Annotated in this window: 22 protein-coding genes and 1 riboswitch; of the genes, 10 read left to right on the top strand and 12 right to left on the bottom strand. The window is 38.0% G+C overall.

Annotated elements, in window-relative coordinates; translation table 11 throughout:
- Positions 1 to 11: 11 nt before the first annotated feature.
- Positions 12 to 1,862 (bottom strand): asparagine synthase (glutamine-hydrolyzing), encoded by a 1,851-nt coding sequence (gene asnB / locus QNH48_RS07750; protein ID WP_283954443.1) that lies wholly within the window; start codon positions 1,860 to 1,862, stop codon positions 12 to 14.
- 164 nt (positions 1,863 to 2,026) lie between these two features.
- Here asnB and QNH48_RS07745 point away from each other — a divergent pair, with 164 nt between their 5' ends.
- On the top strand, positions 2,027 to 2,590 hold the full coding sequence (locus QNH48_RS07745) for a DUF2777 domain-containing protein (RefSeq protein ID WP_283954442.1): 564 nt from the start codon (positions 2,027 to 2,029) through the stop codon (positions 2,588 to 2,590).
- A gap of 224 nt (positions 2,591 to 2,814) precedes the next feature.
- Here QNH48_RS07745 and QNH48_RS07740 read toward each other — a convergent pair whose 3' ends face one another.
- Complete coding sequence (locus QNH48_RS07740; protein WP_283954441.1) at positions 2,815 to 3,843, bottom strand: ThiF family adenylyltransferase; 1,029 nt, start codon at positions 3,841 to 3,843, stop codon at positions 2,815 to 2,817.
- A gap of 221 nt (positions 3,844 to 4,064) precedes the next feature.
- On the opposite strand from QNH48_RS07740, the gene QNH48_RS07735 reads away from it, so the two are divergent.
- The gene (locus QNH48_RS07735; protein ID WP_283954440.1) at positions 4,065 to 5,894 is read left to right on the top strand and encodes an aldehyde ferredoxin oxidoreductase family protein; all 1,830 of its coding nucleotides are present in this window, start codon (positions 4,065 to 4,067) and stop codon (positions 5,892 to 5,894) included.
- Positions 5,895 to 5,945: 51 nt separating this feature from the next.
- On the opposite strand, the gene QNH48_RS07730 is transcribed toward QNH48_RS07735, so the two are convergent.
- The 4 genes from QNH48_RS07730 to QNH48_RS07715 all read right to left on the bottom strand — a co-directional run bounded on the left by QNH48_RS07730 (position 5,946) and on the right by QNH48_RS07715 (position 7,662).
- On the bottom strand, positions 5,946 to 6,218 hold the full coding sequence (locus QNH48_RS07730) for a MoaD-like domain-containing protein (RefSeq protein ID WP_283954439.1): 273 nt from the start codon (positions 6,216 to 6,218) through the stop codon (positions 5,946 to 5,948).
- A gap of 1 nt (position 6,219) precedes the next feature.
- Complete coding sequence (locus QNH48_RS07725; protein ID WP_095248585.1) at positions 6,220 to 6,492, bottom strand: ubiquitin-like small modifier protein 1; 273 nt, start codon at positions 6,490 to 6,492, stop codon at positions 6,220 to 6,222.
- Positions 6,493 to 6,609: 117 nt separating this feature from the next.
- A complete protein-coding gene (locus QNH48_RS07720; protein WP_133371648.1) occupies positions 6,610 to 6,969 on the bottom strand; it encodes a DUF1516 family protein in 360 nt (119 codons plus the stop codon).
- Between the two features lie 84 nt (positions 6,970 to 7,053).
- The gene (locus QNH48_RS07715; protein ID WP_283954438.1) at positions 7,054 to 7,662 is read right to left on the bottom strand and encodes an ATPase, T2SS/T4P/T4SS family; all 609 of its coding nucleotides are present in this window, start codon (positions 7,660 to 7,662) and stop codon (positions 7,054 to 7,056) included.
- 200 nt (positions 7,663 to 7,862) lie between these two features.
- Positions 7,863 to 7,949, bottom strand: a riboswitch (cyclic di-GMP riboswitch).
- A 245-nt stretch (positions 7,950 to 8,194) separates the two neighbouring features.
- On the opposite strand from QNH48_RS07715, the gene QNH48_RS07710 reads away from it, so the two are divergent.
- From QNH48_RS07710 to QNH48_RS07685, 6 genes are all read left to right on the top strand, one after another.
- Positions 8,195 to 8,419: a spore germination protein gene (locus QNH48_RS07710; RefSeq protein WP_283954437.1), complete on the top strand. Its 225-nt coding sequence runs from the start codon at positions 8,195 to 8,197 to the stop codon at positions 8,417 to 8,419.
- A 17-nt stretch (positions 8,420 to 8,436) separates the two neighbouring features.
- The gene (locus tag QNH48_RS07705) at positions 8,437 to 8,673 is read left to right on the top strand and encodes a spore germination protein GerPB (RefSeq protein WP_283954436.1); all 237 of its coding nucleotides are present in this window, start codon (positions 8,437 to 8,439) and stop codon (positions 8,671 to 8,673) included.
- A gap of 12 nt (positions 8,674 to 8,685) precedes the next feature.
- Positions 8,686 to 9,306: a spore germination protein GerPC gene (gene gerPC / locus QNH48_RS07700; protein ID WP_283954435.1), complete on the top strand. Its 621-nt coding sequence runs from the start codon at positions 8,686 to 8,688 to the stop codon at positions 9,304 to 9,306.
- Positions 9,296 to 9,466, top strand: a complete 171-nt coding sequence (locus QNH48_RS07695; RefSeq protein WP_283954434.1) for a spore gernimation protein GerPD — start codon at positions 9,296 to 9,298, stop codon at positions 9,464 to 9,466. Before gerPC ends, QNH48_RS07695 begins: the two co-directional genes overlap by 11 nt.
- A 14-nt stretch (positions 9,467 to 9,480) precedes the next feature.
- The gene (locus tag QNH48_RS07690) at positions 9,481 to 9,861 is read left to right on the top strand and encodes a spore germination protein GerPE (RefSeq protein ID WP_283954433.1); all 381 of its coding nucleotides are present in this window, start codon (positions 9,481 to 9,483) and stop codon (positions 9,859 to 9,861) included.
- Positions 9,862 to 9,925: 64 nt separating this feature from the next.
- Positions 9,926 to 10,144, top strand: a complete 219-nt coding sequence (locus QNH48_RS07685; RefSeq protein ID WP_283954432.1) for a spore germination protein — start codon at positions 9,926 to 9,928, stop codon at positions 10,142 to 10,144.
- Positions 10,145 to 10,182: 38 nt separating this feature from the next.
- On the opposite strand, the gene addA is transcribed toward QNH48_RS07685, so the two are convergent.
- The 5 genes from addA to QNH48_RS07660 all read right to left on the bottom strand — a co-directional run bounded on the left by addA (position 10,183) and on the right by QNH48_RS07660 (position 19,823).
- On the bottom strand, positions 10,183 to 13,968 hold the full coding sequence (gene addA, locus QNH48_RS07680) for a helicase-exonuclease AddAB subunit AddA (protein ID WP_283954431.1): 3,786 nt from the start codon (positions 13,966 to 13,968) through the stop codon (positions 10,183 to 10,185).
- A complete protein-coding gene (gene addB, locus QNH48_RS07675) occupies positions 13,961 to 17,455 on the bottom strand; it encodes a helicase-exonuclease AddAB subunit AddB (protein ID WP_283954430.1) in 3,495 nt (1,164 codons plus the stop codon). The genes addA and addB overlap by 8 nt, the downstream gene beginning before the upstream one ends.
- Positions 17,456 to 17,620: 165 nt before the next feature.
- A complete protein-coding gene (lepB, locus tag QNH48_RS07670) occupies positions 17,621 to 18,175 on the bottom strand; it encodes a signal peptidase I (RefSeq protein WP_283955711.1) in 555 nt (184 codons plus the stop codon).
- Positions 18,176 to 18,180: 5 nt separating this feature from the next.
- Entirely contained in the window at positions 18,181 to 18,834 is a 654-nt protein-coding gene (locus tag QNH48_RS07665) for a TVP38/TMEM64 family protein (protein ID WP_283954429.1), read from the bottom strand.
- A gap of 41 nt (positions 18,835 to 18,875) precedes the next feature.
- Positions 18,876 to 19,823 carry an LCP family protein gene (locus QNH48_RS07660; protein ID WP_283954428.1) on the bottom strand — a complete coding sequence of 316 codons (948 nt, stop codon included), beginning with the start codon at positions 19,821 to 19,823 and terminating at the stop codon, positions 18,876 to 18,878.
- Positions 19,824 to 20,063: 240 nt separating this feature from the next.
- Between QNH48_RS07660 and QNH48_RS07655 the strand changes: the two genes are divergently transcribed.
- Complete coding sequence (locus tag QNH48_RS07655; RefSeq protein WP_283954427.1) at positions 20,064 to 20,429, top strand: YhjD family protein; 366 nt, start codon at positions 20,064 to 20,066, stop codon at positions 20,427 to 20,429.
- 4 nt (positions 20,430 to 20,433) lie between these two features.
- Here the strand turns inward: QNH48_RS07655 and QNH48_RS07650 are convergent, their stop codons facing one another.
- Positions 20,434 to 21,006: a competence protein ComK gene (locus QNH48_RS07650; RefSeq protein WP_283954426.1), complete on the bottom strand. Its 573-nt coding sequence runs from the start codon at positions 21,004 to 21,006 to the stop codon at positions 20,434 to 20,436.
- A 188-nt stretch (positions 21,007 to 21,194) separates the two neighbouring features.
- Between QNH48_RS07650 and QNH48_RS07645 the strand changes: the two genes are divergently transcribed.
- The gene (locus QNH48_RS07645; protein ID WP_095248569.1) at positions 21,195 to 21,428 is read left to right on the top strand and encodes an IDEAL domain-containing protein; all 234 of its coding nucleotides are present in this window, start codon (positions 21,195 to 21,197) and stop codon (positions 21,426 to 21,428) included.
- Positions 21,429 to 21,439: the final 11 nt, after the last annotated feature.

The following is a 21,439-nucleotide window of genomic DNA, read 5'->3' as shown; positions in this document are numbered from 1 at the left end:
ACTATAAACGCCTATGCATTTACTATATTAATATTGTAATCTTTAAACCAAATATCTAATTGTATAAAATAGGCCAGTAGCTGTGGTCCTGACATTAACTGACCAAACCATGGCTCTTTGAAGGAATTACCTCCGGAATCTACCAGTTCATTTAGTAAATCCCGATTGAATATTTCAAATAGTACCGAGGACTTATTCGTTAATATCTCTTTTAATTGTTGTTGGACTGCCAATGTGTATGCTGGATTATGGGTTTTAGGATAAGGACTTTTCTTTCGATAAAGTACTTCCTCCGGAAGAATTCCTTCAAAAGCTTTTCTTAAGATTCCCTTTTCCCTGCCATGAACCATTTTAATATCCCACGGGATGTTCCAAACATATTCTACAAGACGGTGGTCTGCAAATGGAACTCTGACCTCAAGACTTGCTCCCATACTCATTCTATCTTTTCGGTCAAGTAGCGTTGTCATAAAATGTGTCATATTAATATAAAAAAGCTCTCGCCGTTTTGCTTCTTCGATGCTTTCTCCCTCCAATTTAGGAGTTTCCTGAACGGCATGCTTATACTTTTCAATCACGTAATCCTTTAATTTAAGTCTTTGCTGCCAATCGGCTCTTAACAAATTATTTCTTTCATTAACCGAGCGCATCCAAGGAAATCCTGGTCTCTCTAAATCTTCCTTGCGGTGAAACCAAGGGTAGCCTCCAAAGATCTCATCCGCACATTCCCCAGAAAGACTAACAACAAAGTCATTTTTTATTTCCTTACAAAACCAAAGCAAGGAGGAATCAATGTCAGCCATACCAGGACAATCACGAACATGAACCGCTTCTGTTAAGTCTTTCACTAATTGTTCTTGAGAAATTGTTTTAAAATGGTGCTTTGTATCAAACTCACTGGTCACAATCTTGATCCACTTTTCATCCGCATTTGGCTGAAATTCGTTTGCTTTAAAAAAGCGATCGTTTCCTTCATAGTCAATAGAATACGTATGAAGCTGACCTTTACCTTGGTCATTAAATCCTTTTGCAGCAATTGCAGTAATAATACTTGAATCAAGCCCCCCTGATAAGAAGGTAGAAAGCGGAACATCGGATACTAGCTGCCTTGTTACAGCATCTGTTACCAAATAGCGTACCTTTTCGGCCGTTTCCTCCACACTGTCTTTATGCACATCACTCTTTACATTCCAATAACGCCAAATCTTTAAGCCATTTTTTGAAAAAGTCATGGCGTGTGCCGGACGCAGCTCCTTAATGCCTTTAAAAATCCCAGACCCAGGAGTCCTCGAAGGTCCTAAACCGAAAATTTCAGCAAGCCCCTCATATTCTAGCTCTGTTTTCATTCCAGGGTTCTTAAGAATTGCCTTTATTTCCGAAGCAAATACAATCCCCTTATTTAATTCCGTAAAAAACAGCGGTTTAACACCTAATCGATCCCGTCCAATAAAAAGCTGCTCTCTCTTTGAATCCCAAATAGCAAAGGCATAGATACCGTTTAAATGATTTACACACTCTTCTGCCCATTCTATATAGGCAGTTAACAGAACTTCTGTATCAGAATGACCTTTGAAAGAATATCCTTTAGTAAGGAGAATTTTGCGGATATCTTCAGTATTGTACAACTCCCCATTATAACAGATTGTATATTGTATACCATCTTTTTGTTTAGTCATCGGCTGTCTCCCCCCCTCAGGGTCCACCACAATCAGCCGCTTATGACCAAAACCAACATGAGTATTCAACCAAAGGTTTGTCTCGTCTGGGCCCCTTTTCGCAAGGATATTTGCCATTTTTTCCAATGTATCTTTTTCATTCTTCATATCAATTGTAAAATCAACCCATCCTGTTACTCCGCACATAATAAAATCTCCTCTCTCCAGTTTAGCAGCTGGATAAACGTTACATGTTTTATAGTATTCAGCCCAGTTTATTTGGTAAATTGTCCAAATTAAAGATAAACAAGTTATAAAATCTCACAAAGATGTCTACAAAGAAAATGAAGTATTAGGCACGGAGGTTAAACATGAATCGACAACAAAGAATTAAACTTTTGGATTTTCAACTGAGGGCCTATAACGAAGGAGCAGTTGAACAAATAAGTGATCAATGGATTTTTTTTGATGAAGAAACAGAAGAAGCAGCGATGCTGGATGACTTTCTTCAACAAGAGATAGAAATATTTCGCGTTAATCGATGGAAGAAAGGAATTTTAATTGACTCTGGGAAGATACGAATTGGAAATGAGATCATTATGCTTCGTGACCATGATTTGGTTAGAATAAGGAAGCATTTAATCTACTCGTTGGAAAGACTTTTAGAGGGAATGAATGATGACGCCTTTTTTCAATTTATCACGACACTAAACTCGTTAGATTTTTCTATATATGATTGTATCTATTGTTACAATCACCTATCTTTCTTATCCGATGAAAAGCGAAGAGATGGGGTAAACTTTATTGTTTTCGATAATCAGGAACAAATCTGTAATGTGCAGCACCATTTTTGTTATTTTGAAAAGGTCAATGATCGCTTTGAATTCACCCTAAATACCGGAAAACGATTGGTTATCGAAAAAATGATTTCATAATAACAAAAGGTGTGTTTTTCATAAAGGCTAAATAATATCGTCTGTTGATTTACTTTCCAGGCGCTTCGCTTTCCGCGGGCGGTTCGGGGAGCCTCCTCGGCGCTTAAGCGCCTGTGGGGTCTCCCCTGCCCCGTCCTCCCGCAGGAGTCTCGCGCCTTCCACTCCAATCAACAATGTGTTATTACATAGCCTTTAAAAAGAGAAACACACCTTTTTTCTATTATTTAGTTCCCTATATATTTTGAATAAAGGGATTTAGCTTTTACGACATCGTTTGTACCATGGATTAGTACTCGACCATCTTTGAATACGACGATAGTTGTTTCTGAATTGGGCGAGAAACGAAGTAAAAATTGGTTTCCGGTTACTTTTCCATTTTTCTTTAGGTGTTCACTAAGTTTTTTTAAGTCTCGTTCGCGCTTTTGTCTAAAATATATTTGCACGGTGTCTCGACCGCAAAGAGAACTATAAGATTCCTGGATGCTGGATGAACGATCTAGGAAGTCAAATTGGTGATTTACACATGTCGGACATTGTGGATTTCTCCCTTCGGTTATATCCATTGAAAAAAAAGAGGTATCCCATATATCAATTTGCTCAAGGTTAGAACTTGTGGAGGCTCCTATTAATAGTTTTATCGCTTCCATTGCTTGAAAGGAACCAATTATATCCGTTATTGGTGACAGAACACCAATCGTGTCACAAGTTTCGCCCCTGCCAGCTGGAACTTCTGGAAATAGACAGCGATAGCATGGAGTTATTCCTGGTTTAATAACGGCAAACATTCCTCTTGAACTAACTGCTGCCCCATGGACCCAAGGAATCCCATACTTAACTGCAACATCATTGATCAAGTATCGGGTCATAAAATTATCCGTGCCATCAACGAGACAATCAAACCCTGCTAGCAATTCTTCAGCATTATCAAGATTTAAATCTGTGATAACTGCGTCTACTGTAACAGTTGAGTTTATTGTTTTCAGTCTCTTCCCCGCTGCAACTGCCTTTGGAAGATTTAGATTAACATCTTCTTCGTTAAAAAGTGATTGACGCTGTAAATTGGAAAGGTCAACTACATCTCTATCAATTAACCTTATGTATCCTACACCCGATCGGACCAAATGATTAGCACATACTGTTCCGAGTGCTCCGACACCGACAATAGCCACCTTGCTTTTCAGCAATTTTACCTGTCCCTCTTCCCCTATTCCGGAAAAAAGAATTTGTCTTCCGTATCGTCCTAAATCGTCCATATGCGATCCTCTTTTCTAGATTAGTAATACATTCTAACGACTCACGTAATCTACGTTAATTTTAATTGAATTTTAGAAAAGTTTAAATATTAAATATATAAAAATAATTGTATAATAGGAATTGGGTTTATTTATTAATTTTGAGAGGAATATCCTATTAATATTTTTCACTATAAATAGGAGATAAGCTTCAATTTATTAATGAAAGAGAGGGAGAAACTGTGAATTTAGGCGGTTTTAAAAACAAAGAAGTAGTAGTTGATTTAACAGCAGGTACGATTAATTACAGACCTATTAACGAAGAAGATGCAAAAAAGTACATTGGCGGCCGTGGTCTCGGAGTTAAGTATGTACTTGATAACGGCCCTGAAGTTGAGCCATTATCGCCTGAAAACATGCTTTGTATCATGACTGGTCCTGTAACTGGCTCACGGTCTTCCATGAGTGGACGTCTATGTGTTGTTACGAAATCTCCGTTAACTGGAACCGTTACTGATTCTCATATGGGAGGATGGACCGCAGCACGTTTAAAATGGGCAGGGGTCGATAATATCATTCTTACAGGTAAAAGCGATAAGCCTGTTTATCTTTATATCGAAGATGGTAAGGCGGAACTGCGTGATGCTTCTGATTTATGGGGCAAAGGAACAAGAGAAACAGTTAAAACGATGCAGGCTAGATACGGTGAACAAGACCTTAGTGTCATGACGATTGGTCAAGCCGGTGAAAACACAGTTAAGTTCGCTTCCTTTATTAACGAGCATGACCGAGCTGCTGGACGTGGCGGAACTGCCGCTGTTGCTGGCTATAAAAAATTGAAAGCGGTTGTAATTAAGGCACCTCAAAAAGGTAATATGCCTCAGCCTAAATTAGAAACCGAATATAAAGAAGCAAACAAAAAGGCAGTAAAGGCCATTCTTGACGGAGGTTTAACAGCCCCAAATAAAGGCGGTCTTTCTGTTTATGGGACCAACGTTTTAACCAATATCATCAATGAGGTTGGCGCCCTTCCAACCAAGAATTCTCAGTTCACACATTGGGATGAAGCAGAAAAGCACAGCGGTGAATATGTAAACCAGCATTTGCTTGTTAAAAACAATACATGCCACGCCTGCCCTGTAGGCTGCAAAATCGAAGTTGAAGTAAAAGATGGCAAGTATAAAACAAGAGTCGAAAGCTTTGAATTTGAATCTTCCTGGTCACTTGGCTCTAACTGTTTATTAAGTGATGCGGAAGCTATTTCTTATTTAATCGACCAATGTAATGAGTATGGGCTCGATACTATTGAGTTAGGCCATTGCTTCTCTGTTACGATGGAAGCCTATGAAAAGGGGTTAATCACCGAGGAACTAATCTGGGGCGATGCAGATTCCATGATTGACTTAACAAAGAAGATTGCATTCCGTGAAGGCTTTGGCGGTCTCCTTGCAGAGGGTCCTGCAAAAGCAACAGCTTCCTGGGGTGCACCTGAGCTTTCTATGTCTGTAAAAGGACAGTCTATACCTGCCTATGATCCACGTGGAATTCAAGGTATTGGTCTTGGTTATGCAACAAGTAACCGCGGTGCCTGCCATTTACGCGGATATACGGTTGCGAGTGAGATTGCAGGTATTCCAGAACCTACAGATCGCCTTAAGCCTGAAGGTAAAGGCGAGTTATTAAAAATATTCCAAGATATGCTTGCATTCTCAGATTCTATGAATATCTGTAAGTTTTCATCCTTCTCAGAAAACGCGGAGCATTATGCTGAACAATACAGTGCAATGACTGGTGTTCCGATGACTGCTGATGATGTGATGAAGGCTGGGGAAAGAATTTACAATCTTGAGCGTTATTATAATAACTTAGCAGGGTTCGATAAGGAAGAAGATGACTATCTTCCAAAACGATTCACGGAAGAGCCTGCCTCTGGTAATAGTACCGGGGAAGTTAGCAGAATGGATATCATGCTTGGAGAGTACTATCAAGTACGCGGCTGGGAAAACGGAAAAGTTACCGAGGCAAAACTTCGTGAGCTTGAAATCATTGATCCGGAAAACCAGTTAGTATAATAATATGAAGGCTTCTGCATTTATGCAGAAGCCTTTTGTTTCAGAAATTAACTATCCGCCTATCCTCCTGGTTTTCACCCGATAATTTTTGATAAGCTCTTTAAGCGTCCTATCATCTGAAGCATTAAACCGAATATGTACAGAATTGACTTTAAATGTAGAAGTAATTGAAAGCACCTCTTCCCTAACTATTTCTCCACACCATTCATTAGATTTATAAATGTAAGGGAAATCTTCTGTAATTTGTTTTCCGCCTAACTCTTCAAAATACATACCAAGATGCTTCCGATTGATTCCACGAAACTCCAATTCCTGCTTTGGCATATTACCCACCTGCAACTGGAGGGAATAGTGCAAATTGATCGGTTTCTTTTACAATGGTCTCAAGACCATCCAAATGAATAATATTTCTTCCGTTTATAAAAACATGAACAAATGGAAGCAGTTGTTTTTCAGGAGTAAATATTTCAATCTTTAAATCAGGAAACATCTCAACCATTTTATCTAGTACATCAATAACTCGTTGACCATCAGGGTTTACCTCTACTCCAACTCCGCCGCAAATTTCTCGGAGATTAGCAAATACTCTTACTAGCATATGAATCACTCCTCTTCACTTACTTAAATAGTAAAACTATTTGCAATAATTGTCATCCTTTTTTAAACGTAGAAAGAGCTGTCAGGTAACCCAACAGCTCTTTCTAATATATTGTACTTATACATGGAAAATTGACATAGGTAATTTATCAAAGCCTAAATAGAGTACAAGCAAGAACGCGATAGCAAACTGTATCCACAAAACGGAAGTCTTTCTTTTTTGCGCAACCTTACTTAGAATCATTTCAAATAAGCCAATTAGCCATATTCCTACAACTGCTTTTAGTATATACAACATATCTATATTGGAAAGCATGAATATTAGTCCAATACCTGTTGCAATAATGAGCAGATAAAGAACACGTAGTATCATTCGGACAATTTTAGCGCCCTTTTCTTTTCCACCTTTTAGTAAAAGTATAGCGACAATAAATAAAATTAGGGCCAAAACCCAAGCTGTAACGTGACCATGAATCATTTATTCTTCCTCCTATGTATGCAAGTGCTTTTAGCAACACTATCATACCATAGGCATACCTAAAATCCTAAAAAAAAGCTGGGCCTAATAATAAGAACCTTCAAGAGGTCTAACAGTAAAAATATCTCTAAGCACAATATTTTCCCCTTCTATTCCCTGAACCTCTGTTATCTTCGTAATTTTCCTTGTCCCATCATTTATTCGTGAAAGGTGCACAATGATGTCAATAGTACCCGCGATTTGTTCCCTAATCGCTTTGATAGGCAAATTCATCCCCTCTAGATAGGCAATGATTTCCAAGCGATCAATCATATTACTTGGACTGCTGGAGTGTCCTGTTGCAAGAAAACCATCAAGTCCTTTATTTTCTTTCCGAAGTATTTCACGTCCATCCTTATCACGGACATCTCCAATCATATTCCTATCCTCTTTTGGAATGAAAGTGGAAAGTGCATTGACAAGAGTTGTTTTACCTGAACCTGTTCCTCCGCTTACTAGAATATTTAATCTAGCTTTAACACATGTACAGAGGAAGAGTGCCATTTCTTTTGACATGGTCCCGTTACGAATTAAATCCTGCAGCTCTAGAGGTTTCCATGAATTCCTTCTATTAGCCAGCCTTTTTAACTGGTACAATTTGTGCGCTGCACCTTTTCCCTGATTATTTTGTTGAATCTGTTTTAGTAGTCCCATAGAATGCCACCCGCCTTATTCTTGTTTTTTTGAAAACTGCTTTAATCACAAAACATACAGAAGAAATGATCGGTTTGGCAGGGTTGATAAATTCACATAAAAATAACCCCGCCTTTACCGAAAGGGGGGTTAACAATGTAGTACAAACAATCTACATAGAATATGTATATTGCTGTAGCGTACGTAAAACACCCTGTTCTTTCGGTAACTGGCTGGCGTAGTGCAAATGCACCTTAGCCCCTTTAGCTTTGCGTCACTGATTTTCACCAGTTTTGCCTTTATCGAGAATCAGTGTATTTATTTTCCGACTGACCTCTTAAACACATCATAAGTCCTTTTCCTATTATCTTATATCCTACTAATATACCATTTTTAATAAAAATATAGTTAATTATACCTAATTCTATTATTTTCCCAACATACAACTGTAAGATATATAAAAGATCACTTTTTACTTTTATTGGGCGAATGAATCACATTACACCAACCCATACATACGATATTAGGAGAAAACAGGTGAAGGGTGTTGTTTATGCCAGCGATTGTAGGAGTTGCACAAGTCATTTCACTTGGCAGTAGTTCAGTTTTTCATATTGGAGATGTCTATAAAATCATGCCATTTTCATCCGCAAGAACTTTTTCCGGGGCAGGATCCTTTAATACGGGTGAAAGTTTAAATGTTCATAATAATAATTTAAGCAATACGAACACATACGATTCAGATGGTATTGATCAAGGAATCTTCCTTAATGCTTAAGGAAAGGTTGGTTTTACATGAATTTTTATATCCAGCAGTCTATTCAAATAAACTTTATTAAAATTAGCAGTATTACAAATTCTTCTGTTCTGCAAATTGGCAGTGCGGGAATTATTAAACCTGCTTCTTATCTATATAATACGGGCGGTTTTAAAGGTCCAGCTCCGACAGCAGGAGGCACTCAAACAACAAACGGGCAAACTAGCAGTGTTGCAGTACCTTTGGGCGGCGCGGGAAGAGAAGAAGCTAAATAGTGAGGTGATGGTATGTATCAGGATTATTCACAACTTCTTCAATGGGTCCAAATGACTTTACAAACACAGGAAAATAGAATTGCCATACTGGAACAGACCATTCAAAAACTACAGGAAGAAATGAAGCATTTAAAGGATAAGCCTAGTATTCGTGTTGATAAGATTGAATATAAATTCGATCAATTGAAGGTTGAAACTCTTGATGGTACATTAAACATTGGGTTAAACCCATCAGATTTGGCAAATATTGAAGATTTTGCTGTTCAAAATCAATCGATAAATTCACCAATACATCCTAAGGCACAAATGCAGCGGTCTATGAAAATAGAAGAATCTATACATCAGTATTTAGAAACTGACCTGCCAGCACTTTTTAAGGAAACTCAAAATCAACTAAATGTAAGTTTAGACGACTCCTATTTAGAATTTATCAAACAAGATATCTTGAAGCAGCTTCCAGCTAGGATTGATTATCATATCCAAAATTCTTCGGCCATTAACCGTGAAGGTGAACATAATACAGAGGAAAGTATTATTGAATTAATTAAACAGGAAATCAGAAAAGGTATTTTAATATTTATTAATCATTTACCTGAGAACGTGAAAGGAATGAATACACAAAATGAACTTTGAGGTATATAATCGTGAACTCCATGTAGATACCATTAGAATTATGGGGGTAGCAAGTTCTTCACTCGTATTAGTTGGCGACACTCAAACCATTCAATTGGCTTCCACTTTTGACACTCCTGCAGAGTCACTCATTATCGGGCCATTTGTGCCATTATTTTAGGAAGGTTTAAGATTATGCTCCAAAGAACTTCTGCAGTAAATGCCATTAAAGTGAACTCGGCTTCCTTTGCCTCTACCATTCAACTGGGAGATTCCCGTATCATTAATGGTTTTTCACGAGCCTTAGCTGTTCAACGGGAAGCTGATGTATTTTATGTCAAAGAAGGAAATTTTTCAAAATATCCTGTTTTTTCAGAACCAATTCCTTTATTGCCAATCAACGAAAATATAACAATGTCGACTCATAATACTCTGCCTGTCATTAAGGTCAATAATATCTCCATCCTCGCCATGTCATCGGCTGCCATTCTCCATGTTGGAAACAGTGAAAACGTCTCAATGGAAGCCAGGGTTAAACATATCCGGCAGCTGCTCCATAAAGACAATGAACAATGACCTTGACTTTTGAATAGGATATCACATAATTTGTAAGTGTTAGTAAAGAAAAGGATGTATTAAAATGCCAGCGATAATTGGTCCAGTACAGATTGTGAATGTAAGTGGTGGAATTGTACATTTCGGGGATACCGTCTATATCTCACCAAAAAGTGCCTCAAAGACCAATGCAGGTTCTGGGGGCTTTAATACAGGGGGTATTATTTTTACAGCCAACGGAATAAGCGGTACCAATGTACTTGATGCCAATTTACTTGACCAGCCAATAGGCGGGAATAGCTGAAAAAGACATAAACCATGGGCGGTTTATGTCTTCTATTTTTATTCAGATTCTTTTTCTAGCTTTAAAATATGAGCGCCGTCAAAGAAGAATAGATATCTTTCATTGACTTTTCGCTTCCAGATTTGTTCCAACGCTTTTGTATATAAATTGATTTGCAATCGGTATCGCTCTTCTAGTATTGGTTTAGCTTGTATAAATCCACCTTTGTAACGATCAGATATACCATCAGATTTAAAGTCAATAAGGACAAGTCCATTCTCATCCTCAAAAACACAGTCGATAATCCCTTGGACAAAAACAGATTCATCTTCATCCTTCCATGCTGAATATACTTCTGAAGCAGGCAATGAAAGAGTAAAGGGTATTTCACGATTGACCACTTTTGCATTCATAATCCTTTTGCCTAAATCTGACTCGAAAAATTCTGCAATTAACTGGGTATTAATGACCTCCGCCTGCTCAACCGTTAACAGCTCATCGTTAACCATCCGCTCTACTTGAGACTCAACGTTCTCTAACGTAACAGGTCTTGTCAAATCAACATGCTGCATGACCATATGGAGGGCAGTCCCTCTCTCGGCAGGGCTTAGGGACTTTTCTTGCATAAACTTAGGACGTTTCGTAATTGATTTTTTAAACTTACTTAACAATTCAGTACCACTTTGCTCATCAGACATTTCCCGCTGGCGCTTCATTTCAGAAACTGATTGCTTCGAGCGATGTGTCGAGGCATTGGCAAATGAATATTCCCATGTTAAGCGAGACTTAATTTCTTCCGCAAAGGGAGAGGTTATCGGTATCATTTCCTTTTTTTCTACCCGCTCTAGTAAGGAGTCTGCTTCCATTTTCTTAATGATTTCCTGACTTTTTACTTCTTCAGCGCTCATTACTGTCATTTTCCATGCCGAAGGGTGACAGGTAATCTCGGTTGGAACAAGTGTACTTTCAGATTTTCTGAATTCTTGACTATCCTGATGCCGAATAATCGCCGGCCCAACCCAATCCATATAACAGCCTGCCGCTGCTCTTTCATAATCCTTGAGCAGCCAATCTGTATTCGCAGTTACATCATTCCACTGCTCTATTTTTTTATCTGCATCCTTCAAGGTGCCTATTAAATAAAGCTTTTCTTTCGCCCGAGTCAAGGCCACGTAAAGAACCCGCATTTCTTCTGCCAGCATTTCCATTTTCTTTCGACGCTTAAACGCAATTTGAGGTAAAGATGGATAAGAAATTCTTTTTTCTATATTTACATATTTCGCTGCTATGCCGTACTCTTTATCGAGCATATATGGTTTACGGATATCAGACATATTAAAGTTTCGCGACAATCCTGCAATAAATACGACTGGAAATTCAAGCCCTTTACTGCTATGAATGGTCATAATCCGAACTACATCTTCCTGCTCGCCAAGCGCTCTTGCTGCTCCAAGGTCGTCTCCTCTTTCAATCATTCTCTCAACAAAACGTAAAAAGCGGAATAACCCTCGAAATGAAGTCTGCTCATATTGCCTAGCCCTATCGTACAAAGCACGCAAGTTTGCCTGCCGCTGTTTCCCGCCTGGCAACCCTCCTACAAAGTCATAAAACTGTGTATCCCGGTACAGCTGCCAAATTAGTTCTGAAAGTGATCCCTGGCGTGCCATGGAACGCCATTCGTCCAAATAATCATAAAAACGCCGGACCTTTTCGTATACCTGTTCCGTTTTTTCTGTAGGTGTGCTGCGACAGAACCTCTTAAGAGATTCCCAAAAAGTTCCCTTACTATGCAGTCGTATTTGTGCAAGCTCCTCTTCGTTTAGCCCGACAATAGGAGAACGCAAGACAGAAGCCAAGGGAATATCTTGGAATGGGTTATCAATTACCCTTAACAACGACATCATAATCGCAACTTCAGTTGCTTCAAAATAACCAGTAGAAAGGTTTGCGTATATCGGGATTCCTTGTTGTTTGAACTCTTCGATTATTTGAGGTGCCCACGTCATGGAACGGAGCAGGATCACCATATCCCGATACATGACTGGACGGTATGATGCTGTTTTTGGATTATAAACTTTTGTTTCATTCGCAATTAATTGTTTAATCTTTGAAGCCATCACTCTAGCTTCGAGCTGCGATTTTTCTAAATCCACCTCATCAAATTCAGAAGGTACGCTCTCTGTTTCTGATTCAGCAGCCTCTGGTGGCAATTCTTTACCATCATTATTTTGATTTATCAACAATAGCTCGATTGGAAATGGTTCATCCTCAGGGTATGGCGCACCGGGCCGGAGTTCAGCGGCTTCATCGTATTCTATTTCTCCAACCCTTACACCCATGATTTGTTTAAATAAATAGTTTGTTCCTTCAAGAACCTCTTTCCGGCTTCTAAAATTACGGGCAAGATCAATTCGTAATCCAGTCCCCTTACCGTCCTGCCTGAAACGATTATATTTCCCCAAAAATAGATTTGGTTCAGCTAAACGAAAACGATATATCGACTGTTTGACGTCGCCAACCATAAACAGATTACCATTTATCTCATCTTCTTTTGCAACAAGCCTTAAGATGGTTTCCTGAACCATATTAACATCCTGATACTCATCAACAAATACTTCATTAAATTGGTTTTTGTAGGATAATGCAGCTTCTGACGGGAGAAACACTCCATCAGAGCTGATTTCCCCCGTTAAGATGGCTAGACAATAGTGCTCCAAATCTGCATAATCAACTAATCCCTTTTCACGTTTTGCTTTCTCAAAGCGCTCAGAAAAAGCAGTAACCAAATGGACAAGAGTTTCAATTAGAGGGCGCATTTGGTCCATATCTTGTAAGAAGCCTTCAGGCTTTCTTACAAAAAGCTCTTCTTTGATATCTTGAATCTTCTTTTTGGCTTTATCACGTAGTTTTTGAGCTTTCTCAGTCAACTCTTTATCAAATTGGTCCCCTTTTACTTGTTTTGCTCTTGTGAAAGTCCATGTCTGCATGGCATTGTAAAGAGCTGACCATGAATCTCGATTTGCCTGTATAAGGGTATCAATGACATTTAGATCATCTAGAAAATTCTCTGCCCTTGGTACCGGACCACCTGGAAGCTTTGTTACTTCCAATCCACGCTGTATCATTTCCTTAGTACCCTCTAGTTGAAGCTCAATATCAAACAACAGTGCTTGAATAAATGGTAATTCTTCTAGATTCGCTACCTTAGTAGTATCATACATATCAATCATGGACTGTAAATAATGACTAGGCACAGGATTCGACGCAGCAAAATCATAAATATCCCGCACGATATCCATTAAGGCACTATCGCTCCGGTCACTGGTAAAGGAATCAACTAACCGAAAAAATGGCTCATTATCCTTTAGCCCATACTCCTCTTCAAATAGCTCATCCATTACTTCATCCCGAATTAATTGTGCCTCTGTCTCATCAGCAATTCTAAAACCAGGATCTACATCAATGAGATAATAGTATTTTCGGATAACCTCCATACAAAAGGAGTGCAGGGTCGAAATGGATGCTTTATTTAATAAGCTCAGCTGCTTTCGTAAATGCCTTGATTTTGGGTCTTTATTTATCGCCTTTTCCAATGCTTCGCCGATTCGATGACGCATTTCAGCTGCAGATGCGTTCGTAAATGTTACGACTAATAATTCATCGACATCAATCGGGTCATCTTCCGAAACAACTTTTTGGATAATCCGTTCCACCAAGACAGCCGTTTTACCAGAGCCTGCTGCTGCTGCAACAAGGATGTCTTTATTTTTCTCCATAATGGCCTTCCATTGGTCTTCCGTCCAAGTTGCCCCCTCAGGTTTAGGTGGTATTACAAAACTACTCATTTACACCTGCCCCCTTTCTGATTAATTCAAAGATTGTTTCCTTTGGCTGAGGTGTAAGAATTCGGTAATGATTTTCAATTGACTCGTCAAATTGACAAACAGATTTATAGGAACAAAATGTGCAAGGCGTTTTATCTTTTAGTTTAAATGGAGCGATTTCAACTTGGCCGTCCACTATAGCTTCCCCTGTAGTTTGATAGAGCTTTCGAACATAATTCCTAAGGTCATCAAATTCATTTAGGCTCGCTACTTTTGATTTCTTCGTAAGGTTTCCATCTTTTTTAATCCCCGCCGAAATAATCTGTGAATCACCTGATTCAAGGCTTTGGTCCATCAGTTTGAGGACATCTTGGTCACCCACCATTAAACCGTTCATCTTGAATTTCTTCATAATTTCCTTTTCTATATCATCAACGGTTAGCAATTTGTTCGTGCTTATCATCGGGTTGTGGACATGGAAATAAAGGACTCCCGCAGGGCTTGCTTTCATTTCTATCAGTTCATCCGAATGCGTAATGACGATATCTAAGTAGGTTAACATTTGGAGGGCAAGTCCATAATATACCTCGTTTAAATTAACATCCTTTTCACTCGATTTATAATCAATGACACGTAAATAAGTATTGTTATTTTCACCTTTTGCTTGATCTACCCTGTCAATTCGGCCAGCTAATTCCATTCGTTTTCCACTTTTTAATGAAAACGTTAATGGCGGAAGCTGGCCATTCTTTCCAAAACTTAGCTCTAATCCGATTGGTGAGAAGCCACTTACTTTTGCGTGATCGCTTAATACTTGAGAAGCCCTTGTAATAATCTGTTCTAATTTCCTTTTTATATAATGATGCCGCTCAGAGCTTAGCAGTATTTCGTTTTGGAGCTTTGGTGCTAAAGCATTCACTGCCTCCTTAGCCAGTTCTTCACATTGCTTCTTGGTAAGAGAATCCCAGCTAAGTTTTTGCTCATTGACAAAGTCAGATATATACTTCAATGCTGCGTGAAATAACTCACCAATGTCAGGGGCTTCCAACCGAAATACTTGCCGTTCACGAAGCTTTAGTCCGTGTTGTGCAAAATGAGAAAAGGCACAGCCATTATATAGTTCCATCCTAGAAACACTTGCTTGAATCGTATCACCATACAATTCATCCGCTGTTTCCTTTGATAGCTGGACGGTCTGGTTGGTATAAAAGAGAGAGGAGAATACCTTCTCTGCCTTTGTCTTCCACGCATTTGTGATATAAAAGTTATATACATCCCACCACAGGTCTGAAATGGGATAATTACGCTTTTTCAACTGAAGCTGTGAGTTCAAGTAGGACAGTGTTGTTTTGTGGTTAGCAACAAAGTTCAACTGCTCCTTTTCTGTTAACTCAGCAGGATCTGTACCATAAAAATGCTCTTCTAACTCTGGATACATATCTTTCAATCTCTTAATATACGAAGAAGGTATTAATGCTTTTCCTTCATCATTTGCAAGCGGGTAGCTGACATAAAGAGCTTCTGAAGGTGTGGTTAGTGCTTTGTAGGCAATAAAATTCTCATCCAATAAACGTGTTCTACTGCTGGGTGCCACTGTTAAGTCAGCAGCTATCAACATTTCACGCTCTTCATCGGATAATATCCCTTCATCGGCAATTTTAGCAGGTAATATCCCCTCATTTACACCAACAACAAAGGCTGCCTTAATATCTGTTAATCTAGATTTTTCTAAGTCCCCGATTATTACTTGATCCAGTGCTGGCGGAACAAGTGAAAAATAGAGAGATTCAAATCCTGCTTCTAATATAGTGGAGAATGACTTTAAAGAAACATTTTCATCCCCTAGTATCTCAACATACTGATCTAAGAGATCAATACATGCATTCCACACCTGTTCATGTTCACGCATTTTTACTAAATTGCCTTTTTGTTCAGCTTCTATTTTTAAATTTTCTAGTTTTAAAGGAATATCTAAATCTTCTAAATATAAATAGATTGCTTCACAAAGCTTTCTCCCTGAATCAGCTTTTTTCAGCCTTCTAGACAAGCGCAGGATCGGGGCAGATACCATAAGCTTCAATTCATTCAATTGCTGTTCCATTTCTTTTTCAGCGTCTGTTTGGACATTAGCTTCCAATTCTAAGCCCTTGAAGCGGCGATACGTCCAACGATCTTTTTTCGTCCATTTACTCCCTTTAATGCCATATGCAAGCACATAGTTTTCTAACCTATCCATTTTCTCCCGCATTTTATCCGGATTTTCCTGAAGTGGATATAACAATTCTGTTTTAATAACCCTAAAAACAGGCTCATATCGCCAAAATGACTGAATCACTTCCAGGGTTGACCGAATTAATTCAATCAATGGATGATTTAGCATGGTTCTTTTTTGGTCAATAAAATAGGGAATTTGATAATCGGAGAAAACAGGCTCTACGATTTCATGATAATCACTGCCATTTCTAATCAAAAGCGCAATGTCCTTGTAGCGAAAATTCTTAGTCCGAACCAACTGAAGAATTTCGCGTGCAATCCCCTCAATTTCCGCTCTACGATTAACAGCCTGACCAATATGGATGTCAGCTTGTCCATGATAAGAGGATGCTGGCCTTGTATCGAAATTCCTCTCTAAATGACTTAGAGATGGATTATTCCATTTTTGTTGATGAGATAGTAAGGTTTGATTCTCTATTTCGATTCCTTCAGATTTTGCCAATTCTTGTATAGAGTAACTAGCCTCGGTCGACAAGCGAAACAAATCTAATTCATCTGGAGGTGCTGTAAAGGACTCTCGATCTGTCGTCATAGTAATAGTCACTCTCGGACAATGTTTCATTAATTCTTTCATGACAAGTAATTCCTGTGGGGTAAAGCTATTAAAACCATCTATATAAATTTCTGCATCTTGCAAGTAAGTCGATTGTGAGATCTTTTCTGCAAGCAAACGAAAATAGTCTTCGGAATCAATGTATTTTCCAAAGACCTCATCTTCAAATTGTCGATAAATAATCTCTAAATCATTCAGTTTATCCTTCAAGGCTCTTGAAGCTGTTTCTCCATTTCCATTGTTCTTTTCAGCCTCCTGTGTCAGCTCTTCTGGTGTAATGCAATATCGCTTAAATTCAGTAATCATCTGTTCGACCTGCTGAACAAAACCATTTTTATCCGCTGCACGCTGAAACAATCTTAATTGGTCTTTCTTATCTTCAATAATTCTCCGAATGAGCATGCTTATTCCAACACTGCTTAGATGATAACGGCTTATGCCGCCAGTCTCCTGCAGTATTCTCCAAGCTAATCGCGAGAAACTATACACTTGTGCACGAATCATTCCACCAAGTATGGGATTCGTTGCCAGACGATATTCTGTTGAAAACGTCATCTGCTCTGGAACAATATAAATAATCGGTGCTCCCTCAGGATTTTCCAGCAGCCGGTCTTGTATTTCGTTCATACACATTTGAGTTTTACCGCTTCCCGACCTTCCAGTTATCATTCTTAAAGACATGTTTCTTCCCCGCTTTCCGATTACCTCTCTATCATTTAATACTCTCATTTTATCACAAAAAGAGCACAAACGTTTGGAACACTTCATAGAGATTAAAACCAGTAATGGTAATTTTTAAACAAAAAAAAGAGACGATATCATCGTGCTCTCAGGTTTTTATTCTAATTAGAATTGTACATCCATTTCGTTAAGCGGCCAGTAACGGAGGTCAACTTTTCCAACAACCTGGCTGACAGAGATGAAACCAAAATGCCTGCTGTCCCAGCTGCCTAAGCGATTATCCCCAAGTACAAATAACTTTCCTTCTGGTACAGTACTTTCTCCCGTAATCTCCTTCAAACTAAAATCACCTGTAAGTTTAATTCCAGGTATTTCCTGCCTATAAACAGATAAAAACGGTTCCTGGTACTTTTGTCCGTTGATAAATAATTGATCGTCTCTAAATTCAATTTTGTCTCCTGGAAGGCCGATTACACGTTTCACAAAATCCTCTTTCTCATTGGCATGGAATACAATGACGTCAAAACGACTCAAATCACTAATTTGATAGCCTAGCTTATTGACTACTAATTTGTTACCATCCTGGAGAGTAGGCATCATAGATTCTCCCTCAACAACATAGTTAGAAAAGAAAAATGTTCGTATAAAAGCAAAAATGATAATTCCAATTGCAAAAGCTTTAATCCATTCAATCCCCTCTTTTTTCCATTCAATATTCATCATTTTCAGCTCCTCCTTTTCCTCAATTCTTTCCCTCTATTTATCTCCTCATTATGGTCATTTTCCATGCTCTTATTCAATCTTACTTCAATTCTTTTTCCAACATACCAAAGAATAAAAATAACAAGAAAAACAATTGCTGTACGGTAAGGCTGTGTAATCAAAGAATGAAGATCATAACCCACAAAACTCATGGTGAAAATCATCACCATTTTGCCAATTGCAACGGCAAGCATATATTGGTAAATACTAATTTTTGAAAGAGCCGCTACAATATTTACAACAACTGAGGGTGTGAACGGGAAACATAGCAGTAAAAAGAGTGGACCAAAACCGTGACGATCAACCCAATCCATCAACTTTCTAACCTTTTGATGTTTTGAGAGAAATGAAAATACTCTTTTTTGACCATATTTTCTTATAAGTAAAAAAAGTATTAATGCCCCTAAACAAGACCCCAGCCAAGAATATAAAAAGCCCAGCCAGAGCCCAAAAGCACTTGCATTCGCCATTACGAATAATACTAGCGGCAGAAACGGCAAAAATGCTTCAATCATGGGCAGCACTACCCCTGGTATTGGCCCAAAGGACCGGTACTCTTGAATTAAGTCCATTATATTTTCTAGTGTGAACCATGCCTTGATTGCTTCAAAGTCCATATGATTGCTCCTTACGTAATGCTTTGTGCTGTTTGTTTTGCTTATTTAGTTAAGAACTGGTGAAAAGCCTCTCTATTCTCCTCTAAATCTAACTCCAAAACAGCACCTTCCCCTTTTATATTTGCATCTCTATATCCATTCTCAATAGGGATTCTAAAAGTCTCAATCGTTCCTCTGTCTTTTCCAAAGAAATCCTTTGCCATAAATAATATATCGCCTGTATCCATATTTGTATTGATATAGGGTTTAACAACCCCTACTAATTTAGGCAGCTTTGGAATCGTTTGAATGCCTGAAAGCTGATCTCCAATTGCCTGAAGTGCCTGCTGCTGACGTTGAACACGGCCAAAATCCCCTATAGCATCATGCCGAAATCGTACAAAGCTAAGCATTTGATCTCCATTTAATTTTTGCAGACCTGGTTCTAGTGGTACATCAACGTTTGCTTCCATTCTCTTTTCAACATTTATTTCTACACCTTTTGGAAAGGCCTCATCAATCAATTGTACAAAACCTTGAAAGTCAACAATCGCATAATACTGTAAATCAATATCAAAGTTCTCCTTGATTGTTTTTCTCATCAGCTCCGGCCCGCCACGCATAAAGGCGGAATTGATTTTATGCTTACCCTCATCAGGGATACTTACATAAATATCCCTCATGATGGAAGTTAATTTATAGGTTCCTTTGTCTTCATTATAATGAGCAATCATGATTGTATCGGCTCGAGATGCTTTCTCACCCTCTCTTGCATCACTTCCTAATAAAAGGATATTGGTAGCCCCATATTGATCCTTTTTACCTTCAAAAGCATATACTTCATTGACATTATTTTCTGTACTCCCATTATTAATTATCTCTAAAGATTGATTAACTCCTTGTTTATACTGATAATATACATAACCCGCTGTTGCACCAAATAGGACCAGCAGAACTAATAATATAGATGTCGATTTTCTTTTTTTCCTTTTATGCTTTTCATATCTCATCTTGGACTCACCCATCTATGTAATATTTTTAATCCCTTATGGACTTTTACATCATTTTAATGTGTCTATATATAATTCATTTTCCCCGAGTTAATATCCTTCTATCAAAAACTTTCTCATACAAGTACCAAATTTTGCAAATAAAAAACGCAAGCTTTTTTAGCATTGCGTTTTCAACAAGATTTTTGTATGATAAAAAGGAACACTTGTTCTTGTTGATTGAAAGGAGCCGATGATAGGATGACCAGAATTCCAGAGGATGATCGTAATATAATGGAAAAAGCCATCTATTTGCCCATGGTATTAATTATCTTAAATCGGGATTTGACTGTTGTGGAAAAGAGTCCATTCAAATTAAAAAAACCTTATATAGCACTAATTGAAGAGACAATGAAAATCATTCAAAGGGAATTAGCTGAAGTTAAACAATATATGAAAAAGAATAACCTCAAAGTAATTGAAACCAAACGTGACGATGCTTTTACCATGTATATGTTTTTATATAAAGGCTATGAAGAAGCCCATAATTACTTTAATCCAAGATTACGCAATAAAGTTCAAGAATTAATGGAGTTTTATTATCTTAAACAGCACCCGTCTCAATAAACGGTTAATGCTTATCCTTCATTTTCTTTTTACCATATTCGAAAGATTCTTCTGATGCTTCCAGGGACTTTGGACGCTGCATTAAATAAAATGACTTTCTTTCATTATGTTCAATTCTTTGCATTAACTTTGTCCTTAAATACGATGTCCTCTCCAGTTGAGAAGTAATCGAACTGCATGAAACAGGTAATTCAAAAGATTGATTATTATTAAAAAGGATTAAAGTTTCTTGAGGATTAATTCGGACCGGCTTTTTTACATGTTCATGAGAAATCCAAATACACTCTTGACGGTTTGGTGATGTGGTAGGGAAGAAAAAAATGCGGTTGGTGGGATCGATCGCAATCGGAATTTTATGTGCATAACCGACTAACTGTTTTGTACCATTCCGGCGGCCTTCATAATCACATCCATAATACTCACAACTATTTCTGATAATATCGAGCGGTTTAAAAGGGGATAAAAATTCATCTTCTACTTCAATAATCTCTGAATAAATTTTACTGCCATACACGATGGGCTTTATGAACATCGTAAACGGGTTTACCTCATATTCTTCAATTTGCTTCAGCTTCAATATTTTCAACTCCATTTAGCAATTTTACCCATCATACCACGATTAATTTATGGTTTATTTATTTTTCTGAATTGTTGCGAATTTATTCACAAAGTTATTACAAAAATATTTATCAGAAGATTATAAATCTTTATTGATATTATCAAAAAAATTCCATATAATATTAAAAAGCATCAGAGGTGATTTTGATGAATGAGAAATCATACACGGAATTAATGAAACTTGGTGCCATGAAACGTCAACGAAAAGAGAACTTTGTCCAGGATCTGTATATTGATATGCTCTTATCAGAAATTCAATTGACGGTTGAAAAAGAAAAACTGCTGAAAAAAATTGATTGTGCAATTGACCATCGGGATAAAAAAGACTTTTACCTTTTATCCAAACAGCTTATAGAGATAAATAAACGATTTGGGACGTAAAGACACATTAA

The sequence above is a fragment of the Neobacillus sp. YX16 genome, assembly GCF_030123505.1.
GTDB lineage: Bacteria > Bacillota > Bacilli > Bacillales > Cytobacillaceae > Neobacillus.
Note: the sequence above shows the minus strand (reverse complement) of the source record. Positions and strands in the feature narration are given on the sequence as shown.

What these genes read in the sequence shown, in the direction of transcription:
- asnB (WP_283954443.1), bottom strand. Translation starts at nt 1,862, where the DNA reads ATGTGCGGAGTAACAGGATGGGTTGATTTTACAATTGATATGAAGAAT.
- QNH48_RS07745 (WP_283954442.1), top strand. Translation starts at nt 2,027, where the DNA reads ATGAATCGACAACAAAGAATTAAACTTTTGGATTTTCAACTGAGGGCC.
- QNH48_RS07740 (WP_283954441.1), bottom strand. Translation starts at nt 3,843, where the DNA reads ATGGACGATTTAGGACGATACGGAAGACAAATTCTTTTTTCCGGAATA.
- QNH48_RS07730 (WP_283954439.1), bottom strand. Translation starts at nt 6,218, where the DNA reads ATGCCAAAGCAGGAATTGGAGTTTCGTGGAATCAATCGGAAGCATCTT.
- QNH48_RS07725 (WP_095248585.1), bottom strand. Translation starts at nt 6,492, where the DNA reads ATGCTAGTAAGAGTATTTGCTAATCTCCGAGAAATTTGCGGCGGAGTT.
- QNH48_RS07720 (WP_133371648.1), bottom strand. Translation starts at nt 6,969, where the DNA reads ATGATTCATGGTCACGTTACAGCTTGGGTTTTGGCCCTAATTTTATTT.
- QNH48_RS07715 (WP_283954438.1), bottom strand. Translation starts at nt 7,662, where the DNA reads ATGGGACTACTAAAACAGATTCAACAAAATAATCAGGGAAAAGGTGCA.
- QNH48_RS07710 (WP_283954437.1), top strand. Translation starts at nt 8,195, where the DNA reads ATGCCAGCGATTGTAGGAGTTGCACAAGTCATTTCACTTGGCAGTAGT.
- QNH48_RS07705 (WP_283954436.1), top strand. Translation starts at nt 8,437, where the DNA reads ATGAATTTTTATATCCAGCAGTCTATTCAAATAAACTTTATTAAAATT.
- gerPC (WP_283954435.1), top strand. Translation starts at nt 8,686, where the DNA reads ATGTATCAGGATTATTCACAACTTCTTCAATGGGTCCAAATGACTTTA.
- QNH48_RS07695 (WP_283954434.1), top strand. Translation starts at nt 9,296, where the DNA reads ATGAACTTTGAGGTATATAATCGTGAACTCCATGTAGATACCATTAGA.
- QNH48_RS07690 (WP_283954433.1), top strand. Translation starts at nt 9,481, where the DNA reads ATGCTCCAAAGAACTTCTGCAGTAAATGCCATTAAAGTGAACTCGGCT.
- QNH48_RS07685 (WP_283954432.1), top strand. Translation starts at nt 9,926, where the DNA reads ATGCCAGCGATAATTGGTCCAGTACAGATTGTGAATGTAAGTGGTGGA.
- addA (WP_283954431.1), bottom strand. Translation starts at nt 13,968, where the DNA reads ATGAGTAGTTTTGTAATACCACCTAAACCTGAGGGGGCAACTTGGACG.
- addB (WP_283954430.1), bottom strand. Translation starts at nt 17,455, where the DNA reads ATGTCTTTAAGAATGATAACTGGAAGGTCGGGAAGCGGTAAAACTCAA.
- lepB (WP_283955711.1), bottom strand. Translation starts at nt 18,175, where the DNA reads ATGAATATTGAATGGAAAAAAGAGGGGATTGAATGGATTAAAGCTTTT.
- QNH48_RS07665 (WP_283954429.1), bottom strand. Translation starts at nt 18,834, where the DNA reads ATGGACTTTGAAGCAATCAAGGCATGGTTCACACTAGAAAATATAATG.
- QNH48_RS07660 (WP_283954428.1), bottom strand. Translation starts at nt 19,823, where the DNA reads ATGAGATATGAAAAGCATAAAAGGAAAAAAAGAAAATCGACATCTATA.
- QNH48_RS07655 (WP_283954427.1), top strand. Translation starts at nt 20,064, where the DNA reads ATGACCAGAATTCCAGAGGATGATCGTAATATAATGGAAAAAGCCATC.
- QNH48_RS07645 (WP_095248569.1), top strand. Translation starts at nt 21,195, where the DNA reads ATGAATGAGAAATCATACACGGAATTAATGAAACTTGGTGCCATGAAA.